Raw genomic sequence first — 21,163 nt, 5'->3', positions numbered from 1 at the left:
CTGATGGACAGATTTATTATTCGGGGCGGCCGCCCGCTACACGGCGAAATTACGATTGGCGGCGCTAAAAATGCTGGCCTGAAGCTGTTGGTTGCTGGCCTGTTGACATCAGAACGTCTGGTGCTGACCAACGTGCCGCATATTGCAGATATCGCAACCATGCGTGCCCTGCTGACCCAACACGGCCTGACAGTTGAAACCGTGAATGGTGATAAAACCACTCTTTCCGTGGGCGGGGAAATCACCAGCACGGAAGCGCCTTATGACATCGTTTCCAAAATGCGGGCCTCTATTCTGGTGCTGGGTCCCTTGCTGGCCCGTTGCCGGGAAGCAAAGGTGTCCCTGCCCGGCGGCTGTGCCATTGGTACGCGCCCGGTTGATATGCACCTGAAAGGGCTTGAAACCCTCGGGGCCACTATCACGCTGGAAAATGGTTACATTCACGCCCGTGCACCCAACGGGTTGGTTGGTGACCGCATTGTGCTGCCGTTTGCCTCTGTCGGTGCAACGGAAAACCTGATGATGGCGGCCACTCTGGCCAAAGGGCGCACGGAAATTGTCAATGCTGCCCGCGAACCAGAAATGGCTGATCTGGCAAACTGCCTGAACGCCATGGGGGCCAAAATTACCGGCGCTGGCACTGGGCACATTATTATTGACGGTGTCGAGGCACTGCACGGCGCGCAGCACCGCATCATGTCTGACCGTATTGAATGCGGTACCTACGCCTGTGCCGCAGCCATCACAGGCGGGGATTTACGCCTGATTGGCGGCCAGATAGAGCATCTGGGTGCTGTTGTGCGGGCGTTTGAAGAAGCCGGAGTGGAAGTCACGCAGGAAGGTGACGCCATGCGGGTACGCCGCACAGGCGCGCTGCGCGGTGTGGATATCATGACCGAACCCTACCCCGGCTTTCCGACAGATATGCAGGCCCAGTTCATGGCGCTGCTGTCAGTCGCGGAAGGGGCATCCATGATTACGGAAACCATTTTTGAAAACCGTTTCATGCATGTGCCTGAACTAAATCGGATGGGCGCACGGATTAACGTGCACGGATCATCAGCCATTATCCGAGGCGTTCATAGTCTGTCTGGAGCCCCTGTCATGGCAACTGATCTGCGGGCCTCATTCTCCCTGATTATCGCAGGGCTTGCCGCACATGGGGAAACAATCCTCAGCCGCGTATATCACCTTGACCGTGGCTACGAAGCCGTAGAACGCAAACTGGCCGCCTGTGGCGCGCAGATTGAGCGCGTAAACGACTGATAACCTCTTGATCCAGACTTGATATGACATTGCGGGCGTGGCCGGGATAACGCCGCGCCTGCAACGTCATCCAGAACACTGGCCGCCAGTTTCAGCCACAAGCGGGTTCAGGCCACCCTTAATTCTGACCTTTCCAATAGCTCTAAGCTTTTGAGGTAAGGTTCTGCTTTTTATCCAACAGAAAAACCGGCACGTCCCCTGCCTGCCAAGGAGCAAGACGCTGCATGGCCTGTTCAAACAGGCCCGAGGCACAAAACGCGTGCAACCAGCGATGCACACCTGCATAGGGCAGCGTTGCAAACCATGCTTTGTCTGCCCCGGCAAACTGCCTGACAAAGGGGACGATGGCGGCATCAGTCAGCCCCATATGTTCACCATGTAAAAAGGGTTGGCCCGCAAGTTCTGCTTCAAGCTGTGCCAGAAATTTAACGGCTTCCGCTTGGTGAAATTGTGCGTCTGATCCATAGCGTGTTGCGTATTTGTAGCGGTCAAGGTGATGTTTGAAGTCCGTATCATTCACCGCAATCACTGCAAATTTCGCATTATCCAGCCAGTGTAAGGGGTCAAAGCGTGACAAAGCCCAGCGCATGATGTCCAGACTTTCGGCTATGACGCCGCCATCTGCCTGCACCAGAACCGGCACTGTTCCTTTCGCAGAAGCTGCCAGCATCTCTGCCGGTTTTGCCGCCAGTTTGACTTCGCGTAGTTCACACTGGGTCTGGCTAGCCAGTAACGCCAACCGGGCCCGCATGGCATACGGACAGCGGCGAAAACTATACAAAACCGGATAGGACATAGCGCAGCCTTCTTTGCCTTGAGCTTTTATTCTGTCAGCGTCAGCCCTTCACGCCAAGACGCGTACACGGCGTTTTTTCTGGTCTGACAACGACCACTTATGTCAGTCTGCTCTTATGGTCACGCTTCAGCAGATTATCCGGACAGCAGCGGTTTTTGCCGCACTCTCCCCCCTCACCGCATATGCGGCAGATAACGCATCCGGTGCGATAGACAGAGCTTGCGCAAAAGTAGCGGCCGTTCGTCCTCCCGCTGCGGACCGGCCTACACCGGCCCAGCGCAACACTTTGGCGGGATGTGATAGCGAAGCCCTGTATTATGGCATTGGCCAGAAAGCCGACCCGGAGAAAGCACGCCTCTGCGCCTTTATCGAGCAAGAAAAGGAAACAGATACCCAGCCAGAAGGTTTTTCTGGCAGCCATATTCTGATGATGATTTACGCCAATGGCAAAGGGGCCCAGCGGAACACGCCCTATGCAATCCACCTTGCCTGCACGTCATCGTGGGCTCCCGCTGAACGTGACAGCCGGGTGCAACACCTGATGGGCAAAAAGGAAAGCTGGTATAAGTCAGACTTTGAATTCTGCGATGATGCCACCAGCGGGCTAACAGGCGGCTACTGTACAGCGCATGATCTACGCTTCAAAAAGGTAAAGCAGGATGCCGCGCTGAATAATTTTAAAAACCACTTGTCTGACAAAGATCAAGCCGCCTTTGCAACACTCCAGAAAGCTCAGGCAGCGTGGGCGCAAGCACGATCAGATAAGGAAATAGACTTGTCTGGCACGTCACGGGCGTCCTTCGGCCTTGATGAAGAGAACCTCCAGAATCAGGATTTTATTGATATGCTGGAACGTGTGCAGAACGGAAAACCACCGGCTTTCGGGCCGACCCAATTTGCGCAAGCAAACGCTAAAATGCAGGATACCCTGACAAAGCTCGCAGCCAAAAAAGACACTCTGCAAGATGGCACGGTAACAGTTCAGTCCATTCAACAAGCACAGACTGTGTGGATCGCTTACCGGGACGCATGGGCTGATTTTATAAAAACTGCTTATCCATCATGGACCCAAGCCAGCATCAAAACATGGCTGACCATGAAACGGGTAGATATGTTGATGCACCTTCTGCCTAATTAGCAAATTACCTCAACTTCTTTTCAGGTCGTTCCAATTCCTTACTGGGCTTGCTTGAAATGGCTTCAGGAACCAACCGTGTAGGATCAAAGTAGTCGCCATATTGTTTCAGACGGCTAGATCCCTCACACTCTCCAATAGTCAATTTTGAACGGCTTTCAGAATCCTTAAACGCCATCTGGTAGTTTTGATCGCATCATGATTTTTCGGTCAAATTTTCGACCATCCGCAATAAACGTCCCGTCACCTACGGGATGGATCATTCTTTTTTCCTGTCGTGCGTCATTATAATACGCTGCTCCCCCTTCCAGCACGACAATGTTGTAGCGCTCAATAACCTCCACAACCTTACATTCAATATTTGCCAGACACTCTTTTATAAGTGGCGCGCTAACATGCTTTGCTTTCACTGCAGTCAGATTGAATTTGGCGAATTTATCTACCTGCTGGCCCGAGCATGTGCCGATGCCAACAACCGTATCAATCTGATCAATAGCCGGAATGGAGATCACGCAGTTCTTACTCTTTAATAAGGCAGCATAGGAATAATTCCATGGGCCTGTCGTAATTGCAAAAGATGCTGCAAAATCGAGAACCATTGTCCAGCTAATGGTCATGATATTCTGGCTGTGTCCGTCATGTGTTGTGACCAGAACAACAGGGCCACGCTCAATCAATGTGAACGCTTTATCGAGTGGAAGCGGCTTCATAGGCATCTGCCAGAACACGTGGGAGACGGGTTATTTTATACCGTATCAACGCAAACAGTATAAAGCGGTTTTTCTGGAACTATTTGGTTTGTATGCCCACTATGAAAAAGGCCGGATCAGGTTTCCCACGATCCGGCCTTTTCCTGTCAATAACACCCAATCGGGTCAGGAATTATTCCCACCAGACGGAAAGTGAGCGGACACCCTGCGCACCACGGATAAGCACCCCCTGAATATCGGCCGTTGCAGACGGGCCGCTCATCAACACGCCGTAATTGGCTGTGTGGAACTCAGGTCGTTCAAGATACGTGGTGTGCATATTGGCGCTCAGATTGTCTTCAGACAAAATAACCACAATATGCTGCGTCAGATGCGCTGCTGAATTCAGGCTGTTCAACTGCGCTTCGCTAAGAAAAATGGACCCCATTTCCGCAATCCCAAAGGGACTGCGTACAACCAGCACGTCGGTTGCTGCGGCCTGCTGGGGGGATTCAATATCTTCAATACGTATTGTACCCTCAAAATCGGGCACCGCAGAGCAGATGATCTTGGCATCGGGGAAACGACGCGCAATCGCGGTTGCCAGAGTATCACCTTCTTCAGGCAGAAGAATCTGACCACCCAGAAGCTGCAAGGCATTTTCAAAACGCTGGCGGCTATTATCCATGTCACCCAGCATGGCAACAGGCGGCAGCGGATGGGCGGCCGGGTCAGGACGATTGGCGCGCAGGGTTGCCAGAATGTTATCGCGCGAACTCATTGTGCCTTGTCCTTTTTCAGACGGTTCTGTTTGTACCAGCTATGGAAGGTCTGCTTGACCGGATGTGGCAATTCGCGGTGCTTACCCCACGGATTAAGCCAGTTATACAACACAAAGCGCGGTAGTGTGCTAAGCGCGACTTCAGTGCCGTTAATGGCCGTGCGGTATAGTTTGGGCTGCCCCATAAGTTTGCCCGCCATATGCATGATCTCGCGTTTTACAAACGGGAGTTCATGATGTTCGGCCAGAACACGCCGCCATTTGTAAAGCTGTTCATGAATATTGATTTTAACCGGGCACACATTGGTGCAGCTTCCGTTCATGGTGGAAGCAAACGGCAGGGTGCTGTATTTCCGCTCGTTAAAGGTGGGGTCAATAATTGCGCCAATGGGGCCAGAATAAACGGCTCCGTAAGACAGTCCACCAGACCGTCGATAGACCGGACAGGTATTCATGCACGCACCGCAGCGAATACATTTAAGAGACGTCCAGAATTCTTCCATCCCCAAACGGGTTGAACGCCCGTTATCCACCAGAATAATGTGCATCTCCCCACCTTTTTGCGGGCCACGGAAATGGGTGGTGTACTGCGTGATGGGAGAACCTAGCGCACTGCGTGACAGCAGACGCACAAACACGCCCAGATCAGCCATGCGCGGCACAAGCCGTTCAATACCCAGTGTCGCAATATGCAGGTTGGGCACAGTGGCGCTAAGGTCCGCGTTGCCTTCGTTGGTGCAGACAACAAACGTGCCTGTTTCGGCCACCAGAAAGTTACCGCCTGTCATACCCGCATCAGATGTCAGAATAACCGGGCGGGCGGCCATGCGCTGCGCTTCAGCCAGAGACTGCGGCGAATTATCGTTGGGGTCTGTATTATAATTTTTAGCAAAAATCCTTGCCACGTCTGGTACCAGCTTATGCACGGCCGGCACCACAATGTGACTGGGAAGCTGGTCATCAAGCTGCTGGATGCGTTCACCCAGATCGGTTTCTGTTACCGTAACACCACGTGGTTGCAGATAAGCCCGCATGTCACATTCTTCCGTGACCATGGACTTACTTTTGATAAGTGTTTTTGCACCGTGCTGTTCAAGAATTTCGGCAACGATGCGGTTATGTTCCTCGCCATCCTTGGCCCAGTGAACATGGATACCGTTCTTTTTGGCGTTGGCCTCAAACTGCTCCAGATATTCGGGCAGATTGGCCAGCGTGTGTTCCTTAATTTCAGACGCACGTGTGCGCAAATCCTGCCATTCAGGCAGCAGGTGCATCTGCTGGTCACGCTTCTGCCGCATGTCCCACAACCGTTCGTCATGAAAGGTCAGATGTGGGGCGTCTTCCAGAAACTCTTCTGCCGCTTTGGCGTGATTGACGGGTTTGACTTTCATGCCCGTGCTCCATTCAGGATTTCTGCAATATGAATAAAGCGGATGGGCACACCGCCACGTTCCGCACAGCCCTGCTGGTGCATCATGCAGGATGTATCGGCAGACACAATATATTCCGCCCCGGCCTGGTGATGGTCACGCACCTTATCCAGCCCCATGCGCGCAGAAACCGCTTCTTCCGTGACTGAGAACGTACCACCAAAACCACAGCATTCATCAGGGCGTTTGGGCGTCGCAAAGGAGATACCCTTGACCTTTGAAAGCAGATCCATCGGTTTGGAGAAGAAGGGCTCGCCCAGTTCTGACATGCTGGCCGTACGCAATGCGCGCAGAGTACCGCAGCTATTATGCAAACCAACCTTGTGCGGAAATTCCGCCCACGGGAATTCTTCAACCTTCAGAATATCGTGCAGAAATTCGACCAGTTCAAACGTGTTTTTACGCACATGCTTGACATCATCAGTTTGCGGAATAGCGTCAAAATTGTCGCGCACATGGTGGGTGCAGCTGCCAGACGGCATGACGATGGCGTCATATTTGGCAAAGTTCCGTACAAACAGGGCTTCAGCCGCTGCGGCATCCGAATTACAGCCGGAATTCGCCATAGGCTGACCACAGCATGTCTGGTCCATGGGGTATTCGACATCCTGCCCCAGTTTTTCAAGCAGTTCGAGGGTTGCTATCCCGGCATTGGGATAGAACGCATCAATATAACACGGTATGAACAAACCAATTTTCATCTAATACCTCCGGTATGAAGAACAGGGCTACCCTGCCGTAATCATGATTTCGACAAGTGATGGACCACCGGAGGCCAGAGATGCCTCAATGGCGGGTGCAATATCAGCAGCCCGTGTAACCTGACAGGAAGGTACACCCATAGACCGCGCCATAGCCTGATAATCTATGCACGGGTCCACAATATCCATGGCGGGGAAAGTGCCCCCTTTGGCAGAAAGATAATGTTTCTGCTGACGCATGAAATTTTTAAGAACATTATATTCGCGGTTGTTCATGACCACGAAGGTAACAGGCAGTTTTTCATGTGCTGCCGTCCATAACGCCTGGGGGGAATACAGGGCCGCACCATCCCCCACCAAAGAGACCACGCGCTCGCGCCCCAGCCCCAGCGATGCCCCAATCGCCGCAGGCATACCCCAGCCCAACGCGCCACCGCGCAGAAAAGAATATTGGCTGGACCACGCGCTTTCCAGAAAGAGCCGGACGTCTGAAGACGTGGCAATCGCTTCATCAACAATGGCGACATCTGGGCCGATAGCGCGCACAGCCTCCCATGCGGCAACACGCGGGGGAATACCGGCTGCTTCGTTCTGGCGGCTTTTTGCCTCCTGCACGGCTTCGGCACGCAAGAGACGTCGATGCGTTGCAACTGTTTCGGCATTTTTGGCATACACGGCCTGATGCCCCTCTGTTGCTTTGTGAAGCTGTGGCAACAGGGCAGAAAGAGACGCCTTGATATCACCCACAACAGAAAGAGGCGTGTAGAAGGTCCGCCCCAGATCTTTCACGTCGGATGACATCTGATATACCGCGCAACCGGGGGGCACCGCAGGGCCTTCGGTATAGAGGATGGTAATCAGCGACTTTCCACCCAATGCGAAAATGGCATCATAATCAGCCAGTTTTTCAGCGATGGCTGTTGCCTGTGTTGGCAAATTACCACACCACAGCGGATGCGCGGTCGGAAATGGCACGCGTGATGGCCATGATGACCCAAACACAGGCGCGCCCAGACATTCGGCTGTTGCCGCGACCTCGGCAGCAGCATCCGCCCAGTACACTTCGTCACCGGCAATAATAGCCAGCTTACCGGGCCTGACTGCGGCCAGCGCCGTTGCCAGTTGATCAAGCCCGCCCGCCACAGCCTGCCGATTTATGGTTGAAGGCGCACCGATATCAACGCTGCTCATTTCCTCCATCACATCCATGGGTAACGAGAGGAAAACCGGCCCGCTAGGTGCCGCCATGGAATCATGAAACGCACGGCGCATCAGAACCGGCAACTGATCAGCATGGGCGACTTCCTGCGCCCATTTCACGGCTGGCCGGGCAATCTGGACCAGATCACCAAACAGCAGCGGGTCAGAAATTGTGTGCCGCGAATCCTGTTGGCCTGCCGTTACCACCAGCGGCGTCTGCGACACACTGGCATTGAGCAGATTTCCCATGCCATGCCCCAACCCGCCGGCTGTATGCAGATTGAGAAAACCCGGCTTGCGCGCAGCCTGTGCATACCCATCGGCCATGGCCACCACGCTGGCCTCCTGCAAGCCGAGAATATACTGCACATCTGGCACTTCCAGCAGGGCATCCATAAGGGGAAGTTCGGTAGTGCCTGGGTTGCCGAAAATATACTCGACGCCTTCACTCCGCAGAATTTCCAGCAACACGACTGCACCCCGCCGCATTCCGCCATTTTCTGCGTTTTCGAGTGATGTAATCTGCATGTCTGTGTTCTACCTCAACGCTTCCGCCGCACGGCTTCCGATGGGCAGAAAACGCGGGGCAGCAAGCCACGTTCCGATGCTGCACGGCCAGCGTCAGGCTGGCAATGCAGGGCATCGTGCAGATGCTCGGCGGGTACGCACACAACAACAGGCAACCGGTGTGTGAGGTCGGGGGGCGACATCTGCACAGGACAACACTCTTTCACGTTACGCAGTCGATACACATAAAAGACCGGGCATCACGCGTCGGTCTATTCTGTTTCCGTTTTAACTGCGGCATTGTGTTATAACAGAAAACGAAGCAGGAAAACAGCAGAAGAACATGCGTCTGGTCAAGGGCAGACTTTACGCCCCTGCACAGGTTTGGCGAGAGAGTGTTTTACAGCCAGACAACCGCCAACGCTGGCAGAAGCGCTGCTTAACCGCCTTCTGCCTCACGAATGGCATCATGCAGATGCTCGGGGCTCAAATTCGCTTGAGCAAACTGTTCAGTACGCGGCAGTTTGATTTCAAGGTCAGACATGGTTGCTACTTCAAGCAACCCGCGCACCAGCCGATATTCTGTCACATGCCCACCTTTTTTCTGATCTTCCGTCAGAAAATGCAGATGGTAGCCCGCAACATTGATGCCCTGCATATAGCCGGGGGTGCGGAACCCGATCATGGTGCCTGTGACAGAATTCAGTGTGAAGGTCGGCTGCTTTTTTACCACTTCGAGCATGGGCGGATAGGGTTTGCACTGACAGAAGACCGTACGGGTATCAACCCGCTCAAACTGGCCAGTAAAGCGCATGGCGGCAAACAGGTTGGGGTTGCCCACAAGCTGATCAACCAGTGCTTCAAAACTTTCCCGGCTATGGGGGCGATCAAGGGTAAGCGTTTTTTCCGGCTCAAAATACGTCACGCAGGCGAAGGGGGTTTTCAGCGACCCCGGCACCTCGGCTGCCAGCCCTTCCGCACGGAACTGGCGCACAACGCCATCCGTCACAATCATTTCACCATCAAGCGCATTGAAGGTGCCCAAGCCGAAATTACCATGATGCAGCAGTTCATCCAGCGTGGTATCGCCATCATAGACAGCATCAAGCAGCGCCGCCATGGTGGATGTCTGATACAGGCGGTTTGCAGCCGGCTTTCTTGAAAGCCCATTCCCCAAAGCAGAGGACCGGGCATCCATATCCATTACCGGACCATGTTTCATGCTGCGCACCGACTCATTTTCCTGCTAATCGTCCTGATTACGGCTTTCAAACTATCGCAAGAAAAGACAGTCTTCTCATATATATTGAATACATTATCCATACTTATTATATATGGATAATGGATATTCGCCACCTGCGCTATTTTGTCACCGTCGCCAAGCTGGGCAGCATTACCCGCGCTGCTGAAGAGCTTGGCATGGAACAGCCCCCCTTAAGCCAGCAAATTCGTCAGCTTGAACAGAAGCTGGGGGTAAAGCTGTTTGAACGTCAGACACGCGGCGTCAAACTGACCGAAATTGGCGAAACTCTTTTACCCCGTGCCCGCGTCATTTTAGAATTGCAGGCACAGTTTATGGTAACAGCCGAAGGGCTGGCCAGGGGCGAACTGGGCCATATACGGCTTGGGTTGGCGGGGGCTGTGCCGCTTCTGCCCGTTATCCCACAGGCTATCCGGCTGTTTCGGGATGTTGCCCCCGACGTCACATTGTCGCTGGAGGAAAGCAATACGCCCGCTTTATGCGCCGCGTTACATGAATCCCGCACGGATATTGCCATTATCCGCCCCCCGGTGCCTGACCCGGCCCGGCTGTCTGTTTCCCATCTACTGGATGAAGAAACTGTTATTGCGTTGCCACGCGGCCATCCTCTGGCCAATGAACCTGTGATCAGTCTGGACATGGTGGCGCAGGAACCGTTGATTATCTTCCCGCGTGAATTGGGGCCGGGGTTTCATGACGCCATTTTGTCAGCGTACCATGTGGCAGGCGTAACCCCCACCATGGGCCAGCAGGCCCCCCAGATTGCGGGCACGGTGCCACTGGTCGCGGCGGGCATGGGGGTTTCAGTCGTGCCGCGTTCGCTCTGCCAGATTCATGCAGGCGGAGTAACGTTCCATACCATCAGCGACCCAGCCCCAAGTGCAACATTGGCTGTTGCCATACGGTCTGGCCAGAATATGCCCATCGTGACGCGCTTTGTGAAAATTCTGCGCACAGCCTGCCGCAAATGGGAAACCATGAGCCCGGAAGCACAATTTCCACAGACCGGGTTCTGAGTGGTTGGTCCCTCCGCCAAGCCAACACCACGGCGGAGGGATGGGAGGGTTTTTCAGCGCGGCCGATACGGTATGGCGGCGCGTGGCAACCCGTCTTCTATCGGCATATCCGGGTTACGGGACCACTCGTTCCATGACCCCATATAAAGCCGCAGATTCTGAAAACCGGCAGACGCCAGCGCAACATACGTATTGGCAGCCCGTGCGCCCTTGAAGCAGTAGATAATAATATCATCTTCAGGAAACAGGTTGCGTGTCGCTGCAAGGTCTCTGATCGCATCGGAGGATTTGAACGCAGACTGCACGCCATCCAGACGCATGAATTCATACCATTCAATCCACACTGCTCCGGGGATACGCCCTTTCCGGGGCGCGAAATCCACGCCATAGGGGGATGAGCTTTCCCCCAGCCATTCCTCTTTATCGCGGTTATCCAGCAGCTTGACCGTGCTGGAATCCAGCGCAGAAAACACGTCCTGCCGCGTGGCCATCAACCCCGCCTTGATCCGCAAAGGAAACTGGGTTGGCGTAATTGGCGTCTGATCTGTGGTGAAGGTGCCACCATAAGCACGCCACGCCTGTAGGCCGCCATCAAGAATACCAACATGCGGGTAGCCCAGATACTGCAATATCCAGTATCCGCGGCAGGATGCGCCATAACGAGTATGCAGCGCGTCTTCATACACGATGGCTTTTTTAGTCCCATCCAGCCCAAAGCTGCCAAACAGGCTTGAGAATTTCTGCTGTAATGTCTGCAATCCGGCATCAGACGTTTCAGCCAGATAGGTGAAAATATCGTGCATGTTGACTGCACCGGGAATATGCCCCTGCGCGAAATCTTCTTCAGACCGTACATCAATCAACAACACATCATTCTGGTTGATCAGAGCACGAACATGTTCTGGAGAATAAAGAACCTCAGCGGGCATCGCGCATATTTCCATCTCAAGTGACAAGATGCCCTTTGCCTATAAGATGCGTCCGCAGTCAGACAGCCCCACCATCACAAAGCCGCCATGTTAGGCCGCCATAGAAGAGTAATGGATCATCCTGTCTTCAGATTCAGAATTTTCCGTTTCTGAATTTCTCTGGGAGTTTTGAAAATGCCCTTTGCTGTAAGTCGCGCCTGTAGGGTTACTGCATTGCTGACCAGCGCTCTGCTGCTGCCTGCCGCAGCCAACGCAGCCTGCCAGCATCAGACGGTAAAATACGACTACGCGCCACAGCGGCTTGATCAGGCCGTGCAGGACCTGGCCCATCGTAGCGGATGCTTTGTGCAGGTTGACCCATCATTGCTGGAGAATAAACAGGGGGCTGCCGTTCATGGGCGCTATCGTCCGCTCCCCGCCCTGACGCATCTTTTACGAAGCACGGATTTGAAAGCCATTAAAACACGTGATGGTCTGGCTATTATCCGGAACGGCCCGCCACAGCCGTAAATCAGGCCAACTGGCTTGCAAGAACAACGGCATACAGAATGCTCAAAAGAGCATGTTATCCGCAGGTTACAAAAATAGCGGTATCAGTCAGGGGCGGCCCGAGCGATGGTAAGGGTGCCCGGCAGCAATAGCCTGCGCCCGATAAATCTGTTCGCTTAACATGATACGCACCAGCATGTGCGGCCATGTCAGTGTACCGAAAGACAGCTTGGCATCAGCGCGCTCAATAATGGACGCATCCAGCCCTTCAGCACCGCCAATAACAAAACACAACGGGCGACCAAGAGCCGACCAGTCCGCTATTGCGGCAGAAAATGCAGGGGATGTCAGCGTCTGGCCTGCTTCATCTAACACAATCAGAAAAGCCTGCTGGGGGCAGGCTACCAGAATGGCCTGTGCTTCGCGGCGTTTTATTTCATCCGGGCTACCGCGCCCATCGGCCAGTTCCACAATTTCCAGCCGGGGACGAAGGCGCTTGAGATAACGGTCAACAAGCGCCAATTCGGCTTTGTCTTTCATACGCCCAACAGCAACCAGCCTCATGACGTGGTGCTGCCAGAATCAGAAACCGACAAAGCCGTACTCACCTTTTTCAGGTCACAGAGCATACCAACAGAATCAGGCTGTCGGAACAGCCTCGGCATTGCCGTCATCAAACTCTGCGCCCCACATTTTTTCCAGACCATACAGTTCGCGGGATTCTGGCTTGAACAGATGAACAATGATGTCACCCGTATCCAGCAGCACCCAGTCAGACCCGTTGGCCCCTTCAATCAGCACGCGCTTAATGCCGATTTCTTTCAGTTTACGCTCAATATGCTGCGCCATAGCCGCAATCTGGCGGTCTGCCAGACCAGTAGCAATTACCATCTTGTCTGCAAAAGACGCCCGGCCAGCCAGATCAATCACGACAATATTTTCCGCCTTGTCGTCATCCAGACTGGTGGTGATGACAGTCAGGGACTGCTGCAGCACGTCAGGGGAAACTGGTTCACGCTTCACCTTGCCCTTGGGGCCAGATGCAGCGGCTTTTTTACGGACGGAGCCTGCCGTTTTTGCAGCATCCGCCACAATAGCGGTCGCAGCCGGGGCCTTGGCGGCCGCTTTGGTGGTTGCCGTAGAAGACCGTGTGCGTTTCGGTTTCTCGGCGGGGGGATTCGTGGTTATGACCGTTCTCCTGAATGTGACCTGCCAGAGGGAGCAAGCGGACCATTACCGCTTCCAAACCCACCGTTCTGGCGAATTGATGTTGCAGATATACCGTTTTGTCGCCCCGGAAGAAAAGTCCATACTGGGGGAATAAGGTCGGCCAGCAGTGCCGCACGACGCGCCGGGATGCGCCAATGCGCCAGATAATGACCGGCCGTGCCATGCAACGCACGATTGTTTTGCCCCGGCCGGGGCATAACGGCCAGCGGTACCCGATGCACCAACTGCCGCCATCCTTTCCAGCGCGGCAGGGTGGCAAAACCGTCTGCACCCGTCAGCCAGACAAACCGTACCCGTGGAAACCGCTTCTGCAATTTAAGAATGGTATCAACCGTATAACGCGTGCCGAGTCGGGCTTCGATATCGGTCGCAACCAGCTTATGCCCATCCACCAGTTGCAAAACCGACTGCAAACGCTGGGCAAAGGGCGCCATGCTGGAAGCAGCCTTCATCGGATTGCCGGGCGAGACCATGAACCACACCTGATCCAGCCTAAGCGCCCTCAACGCCCGCAGGGCGACGGCAACATGCCCTTCATGCGCGGGGTTAAAGGACCCACCAAGCAACCCTATGCGCCCCCGGCGCAGATCACCCGCTGTGGGGATGGAATCCTGCCCCCCCACCCAGATCAGGCCCGAACCTGCCCCGTGCCGAGAACTTCGTAACGGAAGGTAGTCAATTGTTCGACGCCAACAGGGCCACGCGCATGGAAACGTCCTGTCGCAATGCCAATTTCCGCACCGAACCCGAATTCCCCACCGTCACAGAACTGGGTCGAGGCATTCCACATCACAACTGCACTGTCCGTGCCATTCATGAAGCGGTTTGCAACGGCCTCGTCAGCGGTAACAATGGCTTCAGTGTGGGATGACCCGTACTGGCTTATATGGTCCAGTGCTTCGTCCACACCATCAACCACGGCAATGTTCAGAATGGCATCCAGCCACTCCGTCGAAAAATCTTTCTCGGTTGCGACGGGCAGAGTGGGCACGATCTCCCGCGCTGCGGCATCCGCTTTGAACGAACAGCCAAATTCAGAAAGATCAGCCACAATCTGTGGCAACAGCGTTGGCGCAACGGCGGCATCAATCAGCAGCGTTTCGGTTGAACCACAAATGCCCACCCGCCGCATTTTTGCGTTCAGGATAATACGCCGGGCCATGGCGTGATCCGCTGCTGAATGGATATAGGTGTGACAAAGCCCCTCGGCATGGGCCAGAACCGGCACGCGTGCATCTTTCTGCACCCGTTCAACCAGAGACCGCCCGCCACGAGGAATCAGCAGGTCAACCAAGCCAGCCGCACCCAGCATTTCCGCCACGTGGGCACGGTCTGCGTCAGGTGCAATCTGCACAGCATCTTCCGGAAGATCTGCCGCACGCAGACCAGCCTGCATGGCAGCATGAATAGCCCGTGCGCTGTGCAGGCTTTCTGACCCGCCACGCAACAGCACCGCATTGCCAGATTTGATGCACAACCCGGCAGCATCAGCCCCCACATTCGGGCGGCTTTCATAAATGACGCCAATCACACCCACCGGCGTTGCCACACGGCGAATACGCAGCCCGTTGGGGCGCGTCCATTCTTCAAGCACACGGCCAACCGGATCGGGCAGATCGGCCATATCTTCAAGGCCGGTTGCCATGGCTTCAATCCGTTCAGGCGTCAGCTTCAGCCGGTCACGGAAGGCTTCAGTGGCGGTTGAGGCCGCCATGTCTTTTTCATTCGCTTCAAGAATGATGGCCGAGGCGTCCCGCAATGCGGCCGCGGCTGCCCAGAGCGCCCTGTCACGCGCGGAAGACGGGCTGGTGGCCAGAGTGCGTGCGGCCAGCCGGGCCCGCTTGGCCAGAACCGTCATTGGTCCCGGCGCAGACGTGGCCACGGTCTGCGTTATCACACTCTGATCTCCGTCTTCATGCGCCTTCATGATGGCGTCCTTCATCCCCATAGCTTTTGCTTCACACTGCCTGACGTTACCGGATCAGACGTTGAAGCGGAACAGCAGAACGTCGCCGTCCTGCACAACGTAGTCTCGCCCTTCGATACGCAGACGACCGGCTTCCTTAGCGCCAGCTTCCCCAGCATACTGAATGTAGTCATCATATGCGACCGTTTCACAGGCAATGAACCCACGTTCAAAATCATTGTGAATAACAGCCGCAGCCTGCGGGGCCTTTGTGCCCGCTGTAATGGTCCAGGCACGCGTTTCCTTTGGCCCTACGGTAAAGTAGGTGCGCAGGCCCAGCAGCCCGTATCCGGCAGCAATCACACGATCAAGCCCGCTGTCTTTCAGGCCGAGACCTTCCAGAAATTCACGACGTTCTTCATCGGCCAACTGGCTGACTTCCGCTTCAATCGCGGCAGAAACGATCACAACCGCTGCGCCTTCAGCATCCGCCTTGGTTTTAACAGCCTGAGAAAACGCGTTGCCAGTTGCAGCCGAATCTTCATCCACATTGCAGACGTACAGAACCGGCTTTGAGGTCATAAGCTGCAAGCGACGGACAGCTTCTTCCTGCCCTTCCGGAATGGCGGTGCGGGCGGGGCGCCCCTCTTTCAGCGCCTCGATCAGGGGTTCAGCCACGGCAATCTGTGCCAGAGCCTCCGCATCGCGGTTCTTGGCGCGTTTCTGAAGCGCAGGCAGACGCTTTTCAAGCGAATCAAGGTCCGCCAGCATCAGTTCGGTTTCAATGATTTCCGCATCACGCACGGGGTCCACGCCGCCTTCAACATGCGTAATATCGTCATCTTCAAAACAGCGCAGCACATGAATAATGGCATCAACTTCACGGATGTTGGCCAGAAACTGGTTTCCCAATCCTTCCCCGCGTGATGCGCCGCGCACCAACCCTGCAATATCGACAAATTCAAGGCTGGTGGGTACGGTCTTCTGTGACTTGCCAACAGCCGCCAGTTTGTCCAGCCGCGGGTCTGGCACAGCAACACGCCCCACATTGGGTTCAATGGTGCAGAACGGGTAATTGGCCGCCTGTGCCGATGCCGTTGCGGTCAGCGCATTGAACAGGGTGGATTTCCCCACGTTGGGCAGACCAACAATACCGCAGTTAAACCCCATCAGCCCTTACTCCCTTCTGGCAACGCAACCTGCGTCATGAATTTTTCCGGCTGGCCATCGGCCAGAAGCGGCGCAGAAGCCGCCATTTTATCAAGCAGAGTGTCCAGCCAGTCCTGGCGGTCAGCCTCTGTAAAATTACCCAGCACCCAGCCGTGCACCCGTTCCTTGGCACCCGGATGGCCAATGCCAATCCGCACGCGCCAGTACTCAGGTGTACCAAGCATCTTGTCCATGGAGCGCAGGCCGTTATGCCCTGCTGCCCCACCGCCCCGCTTGACGCGTACCTTACCAGCCGCAAGGTCCAGCTCGTCATGAAAGGCGGTAATCTGTTCAGGTGCAATTTTGTAAAAGGCAGCAGCTTCCTGCACACTTGTGCCAGAAAGATTCATATACGTCATGGGGCGCAGCAGCAGCACACGGTGTGTGCCAACACGGCCTTCCGCCACTTCACCTTTAAAACGATTGCGCCAGGGTGAAAAACCGTAACGCTCTGCTATGGCATCAACAGCCATAAACCCGACATTGTGCCGCTGTCGGCGCATGGAAGGCTCAGGATTACCCAGCCCGGCCCAGAGCAACATCACTGGTCCTGTATCTTATAAAGCAAGCCGGGGGCACATGCGGTGTGCACGTACCCCCACGCCCAAATTCAGCCTGAAACAGACGACCTGTTATCAGGACGCTGCGTCTTCTGCACCGTCTTCAGCTTCGTCGGCTGCATCAACGCTTGGTGCTGCGATTGTTGCAATAACGAAGTTCGGAACATGAACCAGCGGGGTCACGTTTTCTGTACCCTTCAGGTCTTCCCAACGCACGTTGTCGTTGATGTCGAGCGCTGACAGATCAACAGAGAAGAATTCAGGAATGTGTTCTGCGTCGGCTTCAACTTCAACCGTGTGACGCACAATGTTCAGCACACCACCGCGCTTCAGGCCTGGAGCCTTGTCTTCACCCGTGAAGTGAACAGACACTTCAACCGTCACGCGCTGACCAGCAGCAAGACGCATAAAGTCAACATGTTCCGGGGTGTCTTTAACCGGGTGCAGCTGAATGTCACGAATCAGGGCGCGTTCGGTAGAACCACCTTCAATCTTGATTTCGTAAACGCGTGAGCGCCAGCCGGAAGCCTGAATGCCCTTGATAACGATACGGGGGTCAAGTGCGATCAGAGTCGGTTCTTTCTTGCCGCCATAAATAACAGCAGGCACCAGACCGGCACGCCTCGTTGCACGCGCTGCCCCCTTACCAGCCTTCGCGCGCGCAGAAGCTTCGATAGATGTAATCTTTGACACGTAAATTCTCCTAGAAACCATAACATGCGGGCCTCCAGGGGTGCCCACACGGTGCGGTGCCCTTAGCGGAAATCTGCCGCAAAAGCAATGCTCGGCCCCCATTGCATGGATTGACGCCCTGCGCGGACCCATGCCAGCCAGAACATTCTGGCCCACACGGGGCCATGTGCCGTTCCTCTTGCCGCCCGGACCCATCGCTCATGTCAGACAAAACGCCCCAGCACTTTGCCAGTGACAACTATTCGGGCATCTGCCCGGAAGCGCTTGAGGCCATTATCAAGGCGTCTGCCGCCGGGTCAGCCCCCGCTTACGGTGATGACCCATGGACTCGACTAGCTGAAGACGCCATTCGCACCCTGTTTGGCACAGATGCTGCGGTCTTTTTTGTATTTAACGGCACGGCGTCAAACGCACTGGCGCTGGCGACCCTCTGCCCACCTTATTGCAGCATTATTGCTACCGACATTGCCCACGCTGAAACATCGGAACGGGGCGCGCCCGAATTCTTTACCGGCGGCAGCAAACTGATGACACCCCCCTGCCCTGACGGCAAACTGACCCCAGCCGCCATAAAACTGTGCTGCCGCAAGGCCCAAAGCCCGCAGGCCTCTGCCCCTGCGGTGGTCACCATTACCCAACCCACCGAAAACGGTCTTCTTTACACGCCGGATGACGTCCGGGCTCTGGCGGGAACCTGCCGCGAATATGGGCTTTCGCTGCATATGGATGGCGCACGTCTAGCCAATGCCGTGGCCGCCCTTGGCTGCACACCCGCAGCCATAACATGGGAAGCTGGTGTTGATGCCCTCAGCTTCGGCGGCACCAAAAATGGTCTGGCGGTAGGAGATGCTGTCGTGTTTTTTAATCGCCCTCTGGCGCGTGGCTTTGCAGAGCGAGCCAAACAGGGCGGGCAGATTGCCTCAAAAATGCGTTTTATCACGGCCCCTTGGCTCAGCATGATCAAAAGCGGGGCGTGGCTGGAAAATGCCCGTCATGGCAATGCCTGTGCGCAGCTTTTTGCATCAGAACTAGAAGGCACCCCGGGCCTGCAACTTGCGTGGCCAGTGCAAAGCAATGGTGTGTTTCTGCTGCTGCCCGAGCAGACCATGAACAGCCTGCGGGTCAAGGGATGGCGATTCTATACGATGTTTGGTGGCGTCGCCCGCTTCCTGTTCGGGTGGGATGCCAGAACAGACGCCATAAAGGCACTGGCAGCCGATATCCGCGCCTGCATGCAGCTTTAACGCACCTCCTCCCTTGACAGATAGGCGGCCACCCGGCTTCCTCCCGCGCATATAGATAACAGACCGACGCGCCCCGCCTGTATTGGGCAGGCCGGGCCAAAATGCAGGACCAGACCATGCACCCTTACCGTACCCATAGCTGCTCGGCCCTTCGTGCCACGGATGCCGGCACAACAGCCCGCCTGTCTGGCTGGGTTCACAGCAAACGGGACCACGGCGGCCTGCTGTTTATTGACCTGCGAGACGAAACCGGCATTACCCAGATTGTTATCCCGGCCGGTGCCCCCGCGCTGGCGCTGGCTGAAAACACCCGTGTTGAAAGCGTCATCACCGTAACGGGTGACGTGGTTGAACGGGAAGAAGGCACACGCAACCCCGATCTGGCCACAGGTGACATTGAAGTCCGCGCCCGTGAATTTGTGGTGCAGTCTGCCGCCGCTGTTCTGCCGTTTCAAGTTGCCGGGCACGAAAACTACCCCGAAGACCTGCGCCTGCGGTACCGCTATATCGACCTGCGCCGGGACAGTGTGCACAGCAACATGCTGCTGCGTGCCCGCGTGATTCAGAGCATGCGCCGCCGCATGACTGACCTGAACTTCATTGAACTCCAGACACCTATTCTGACGGCTTCCTCACCGGAAGGCGCGCGTGACTTTCTGGTGCCGGCCCGTATGCACCCCGGCAAGTTCTACGCCCTGCCGCAGGCTCCGCAGCAGTTCAAACAGTTAGCCATGGTTGCCGGGTTTGACCGCTACTTCCAGATTGCACCGTGCTTCCGTGATGAAGCATCCCGTGCTGACCGCTCACCCGGCGAATTTTACCAGCTTGATTTTGAAATGGCCTTCGCCACGCAGGATGAAGTGTTCGCCACGCTGGAAAACGTGATGTCCGGCCTTTTCACGGAATTTGGCAATGGCCGCACGGTTAGCCAGGCTCCGTTCGAACGGATTCCCTACGCCCGCGCCATGAAGGTCTATGGTTCAGACAAGCCAGACCTGCGTAACCCGCTGCTGATTTCTGACGTAACGGAAGAATTCACCAACTCCGGCTTTGGCCTGTTTGCCCGTATCGCTGCCGATGGTGGTGAAGTGCGCGCCATCCCTGCCCCCGGCGCTGGTGACAAACCCCGTGCTTTCTTTGACAAACTGAACAACTGGGCACGGGACGCTGGTGCCGGTGGTCTGGGCTACATTATTTTTGCTGAAGAAGGCGGCAAAGGCCCGATTGCCAAAAACCTGGAAGCAGACCGCGTTAACGCTATCCGCACAAAGCTGGGTCTGAACGCTGGAGACGCTGTCTTCTTTGCCGCGGGTAAGGGCGATACCGTTGCCAAGTTCTCTGGCCAGGTGCGCACCCGCATTGCAGAAGAACTTGATCTGATTGAAAAGAACGCCTTCCGCTTCTGCTGGATTACCGATTTCCCGATGTATGAACTGAACGAGGAAACCGGCCGGATTGATTTCTCTCACAACCCGTTCTCCATGCCTCAGGGCGGACTGGAAGCCCTGAACACCAAAGACCCTCTGGAAATCACCGCTTTCCAGTATGACATTGTGTGTAACGGTATCGAACTGTCTTCTGGCGCGATCCGTAACCACCTGCCAGAAGTCATGATCCGGGCCTTTGAAATTGCCGGATACCCGGAAAGCGAAGTGGAAGCCCGTTTTGGCGGTATGCTGAACGCTTTCCGCTACGGTGCACCACCGCACGGTGGGTCTGCGCCGGGTGTGGACCGTATTGTCATGCTGCTGGCTGATGAACCCAACATTCGTGAAGTTATTCTGTTCCCGCTGAACCAGCAGGGTGAAGACCTGATGATGGGTGCCCCGGCAACTGTGCCGCCGGAACGCCTGAAAGAGCTGTCTCTGGCGCTTGATCTGCCCAAGCCCAAACCGACAGTTAAAAAAGACTGACACGGGAAATTCAGCATCCGGTGTGGTTGCGTCTCCACGCTGGATGCTCTTTTCTAGGGGCATGATCGGATTGCCCCCTTGCCTGCCCGCCCCTGTTTCTGCTTCCCGCCAGCGGGGGCCTGTTTTCCGGTTCTTCCATTTTCATCCCGCTTTCTCATCCAGCGTCTGCCTCACGGCATTGATGCTTGCGGCCCCGGCCACTGTTTTG

The 21,163-nt window shown here is 55.5% G+C and carries 22 protein-coding genes; 6 read left to right on the top strand and 16 right to left on the bottom strand.

Annotation, left to right across the window (positions count from 1 at the left end; all coding sequences use genetic code 11):
- The first annotated feature begins 3 nt into the window (after positions 1-3).
- Positions 4-1,266 (top strand): UDP-N-acetylglucosamine 1-carboxyvinyltransferase, encoded by a 1,263-nt coding sequence (gene murA, locus Abin_RS12245; RefSeq protein WP_048847292.1) that lies wholly within the window; start codon positions 4-6, stop codon positions 1,264-1,266.
- A 142-nt stretch (positions 1,267-1,408) separates the two neighbouring features.
- Here murA and Abin_RS12240 read toward each other — a convergent pair whose 3' ends face one another.
- A complete protein-coding gene (locus Abin_RS12240) occupies positions 1,409-2,062 on the bottom strand; it encodes a glutathione S-transferase (RefSeq protein ID WP_048847290.1) in 654 nt (217 codons plus the stop codon).
- Positions 2,063-2,177: 115 nt separating this feature from the next.
- On the opposite strand from Abin_RS12240, the gene Abin_RS12235 reads away from it, so the two are divergent.
- The gene (locus tag Abin_RS12235; RefSeq protein ID WP_048847288.1) at positions 2,178-3,200 is read left to right on the top strand and encodes a hypothetical protein; all 1,023 of its coding nucleotides are present in this window, start codon (positions 2,178-2,180) and stop codon (positions 3,198-3,200) included.
- 164 nt (positions 3,201-3,364) lie between these two features.
- Here Abin_RS12235 and Abin_RS12230 read toward each other — a convergent pair whose 3' ends face one another.
- The 7 genes from Abin_RS12230 to budA form a co-directional block, all read right to left on the bottom strand.
- Entirely contained in the window at positions 3,365-3,907 is a 543-nt protein-coding gene (locus Abin_RS12230) for a flavin reductase family protein (RefSeq protein WP_048847286.1), read from the bottom strand.
- Between the two features lie 172 nt (positions 3,908-4,079).
- A complete protein-coding gene (locus Abin_RS12225) occupies positions 4,080-4,667 on the bottom strand; it encodes a LutC/YkgG family protein (protein WP_048847285.1) in 588 nt (195 codons plus the stop codon).
- Positions 4,664-6,058, bottom strand: coding sequence for a lactate utilization protein B (locus tag Abin_RS12220; protein ID WP_048847283.1), 1,395 nt, complete (start codon positions 6,056-6,058; stop codon positions 4,664-4,666). The genes Abin_RS12225 and Abin_RS12220 overlap by 4 nt, the downstream gene beginning before the upstream one ends.
- Positions 6,055-6,798, bottom strand: coding sequence for a (Fe-S)-binding protein (locus tag Abin_RS12215; RefSeq protein ID WP_048847281.1), 744 nt, complete (start codon positions 6,796-6,798; stop codon positions 6,055-6,057). Before Abin_RS12215 ends, Abin_RS12220 begins: the two co-directional genes overlap by 4 nt.
- Before the next feature lie 27 nt (positions 6,799-6,825).
- Entirely contained in the window at positions 6,826-8,526 is a 1,701-nt protein-coding gene (locus Abin_RS12210) for a thiamine pyrophosphate-binding protein (RefSeq protein ID WP_048847279.1), read from the bottom strand.
- 14 nt (positions 8,527-8,540) lie between these two features.
- Positions 8,541-8,714, bottom strand: coding sequence for a hypothetical protein (locus Abin_RS12205; protein WP_158319918.1), 174 nt, complete (start codon positions 8,712-8,714; stop codon positions 8,541-8,543).
- Between the two features lie 230 nt (positions 8,715-8,944).
- The gene (budA, locus tag Abin_RS12200) at positions 8,945-9,727 is read right to left on the bottom strand and encodes an acetolactate decarboxylase (RefSeq protein WP_048847278.1); all 783 of its coding nucleotides are present in this window, start codon (positions 9,725-9,727) and stop codon (positions 8,945-8,947) included.
- Positions 9,728-9,846: 119 nt separating this feature from the next.
- Here budA and Abin_RS12195 point away from each other — a divergent pair, with 119 nt between their 5' ends.
- Entirely contained in the window at positions 9,847-10,782 is a 936-nt protein-coding gene (locus Abin_RS12195; RefSeq protein WP_048847276.1) for a LysR family transcriptional regulator, read from the top strand.
- 53 nt (positions 10,783-10,835) lie between these two features.
- Here Abin_RS12195 and Abin_RS12190 read toward each other — a convergent pair whose 3' ends face one another.
- Positions 10,836-11,711 (bottom strand): sulfurtransferase, encoded by an 876-nt coding sequence (locus Abin_RS12190; protein ID WP_084593617.1) that lies wholly within the window; start codon positions 11,709-11,711, stop codon positions 10,836-10,838.
- 174 nt (positions 11,712-11,885) lie between these two features.
- Between Abin_RS12190 and Abin_RS12185 the strand changes: the two genes are divergently transcribed.
- Positions 11,886-12,221, top strand: coding sequence for an STN domain-containing protein (locus tag Abin_RS12185; protein ID WP_048847364.1), 336 nt, complete (start codon positions 11,886-11,888; stop codon positions 12,219-12,221).
- An 87-nt stretch (positions 12,222-12,308) separates the two neighbouring features.
- Here Abin_RS12185 and Abin_RS12180 read toward each other — a convergent pair whose 3' ends face one another.
- From Abin_RS12180 to Abin_RS12150, 7 genes are all read right to left on the bottom strand, one after another.
- Positions 12,309-12,764 (bottom strand): 23S rRNA (pseudouridine(1915)-N(3))-methyltransferase RlmH, encoded by a 456-nt coding sequence (locus tag Abin_RS12180; RefSeq protein ID WP_048847272.1) that lies wholly within the window; start codon positions 12,762-12,764, stop codon positions 12,309-12,311.
- Positions 12,765-12,839: 75 nt separating this feature from the next.
- Positions 12,840-13,292 carry a ribosome silencing factor gene (gene rsfS, locus Abin_RS12175; RefSeq protein ID WP_048847270.1) on the bottom strand — a complete coding sequence of 151 codons (453 nt, stop codon included), beginning with the start codon at positions 13,290-13,292 and terminating at the stop codon, positions 12,840-12,842.
- A gap of 92 nt (positions 13,293-13,384) precedes the next feature.
- Positions 13,385-14,053: a nicotinate-nucleotide adenylyltransferase gene (locus Abin_RS12170; RefSeq protein WP_052948225.1), complete on the bottom strand. Its 669-nt coding sequence runs from the start codon at positions 14,051-14,053 to the stop codon at positions 13,385-13,387.
- Between the two features lie 5 nt (positions 14,054-14,058).
- Positions 14,059-15,288 (bottom strand): glutamate-5-semialdehyde dehydrogenase, encoded by a 1,230-nt coding sequence (locus Abin_RS12165; RefSeq protein WP_146867665.1) that lies wholly within the window; start codon positions 15,286-15,288, stop codon positions 14,059-14,061.
- A gap of 123 nt (positions 15,289-15,411) precedes the next feature.
- On the bottom strand, positions 15,412-16,506 hold the full coding sequence (gene ychF, locus Abin_RS12160; RefSeq protein ID WP_048847266.1) for a redox-regulated ATPase YchF: 1,095 nt from the start codon (positions 16,504-16,506) through the stop codon (positions 15,412-15,414).
- Positions 16,506-17,087, bottom strand: a complete 582-nt coding sequence (pth, locus tag Abin_RS12155) for an aminoacyl-tRNA hydrolase (protein ID WP_048847264.1) — start codon at positions 17,085-17,087, stop codon at positions 16,506-16,508. The genes ychF and pth overlap by 1 nt, the downstream gene beginning before the upstream one ends.
- Positions 17,088-17,180: 93 nt before the next feature.
- Entirely contained in the window at positions 17,181-17,819 is a 639-nt protein-coding gene (locus tag Abin_RS12150) for a 50S ribosomal protein L25/general stress protein Ctc (RefSeq protein WP_272931006.1), read from the bottom strand.
- A 179-nt stretch (positions 17,820-17,998) separates the two neighbouring features.
- Between Abin_RS12150 and Abin_RS12145 the strand changes: the two genes are divergently transcribed.
- Both Abin_RS12145 and aspS read left to right on the top strand, forming a co-directional pair.
- Positions 17,999-19,042, top strand: coding sequence for a threonine aldolase family protein (locus Abin_RS12145; protein WP_048847261.1), 1,044 nt, complete (start codon positions 17,999-18,001; stop codon positions 19,040-19,042).
- Positions 19,043-19,158: 116 nt separating this feature from the next.
- Complete coding sequence (gene aspS / locus Abin_RS12140) at positions 19,159-20,955, top strand: aspartate--tRNA ligase (RefSeq protein WP_048847360.1); 1,797 nt, start codon at positions 19,159-19,161, stop codon at positions 20,953-20,955.
- The last annotated feature ends 208 nt before the right edge of the window (positions 20,956-21,163 follow it).

Source organism: Acetobacter indonesiensis, assembly GCF_000963945.1.
GTDB lineage: Bacteria > Pseudomonadota > Alphaproteobacteria > Acetobacterales > Acetobacteraceae > Acetobacter > Acetobacter indonesiensis.
This window is presented reverse-complemented; position numbering and strand designations above follow the sequence as displayed.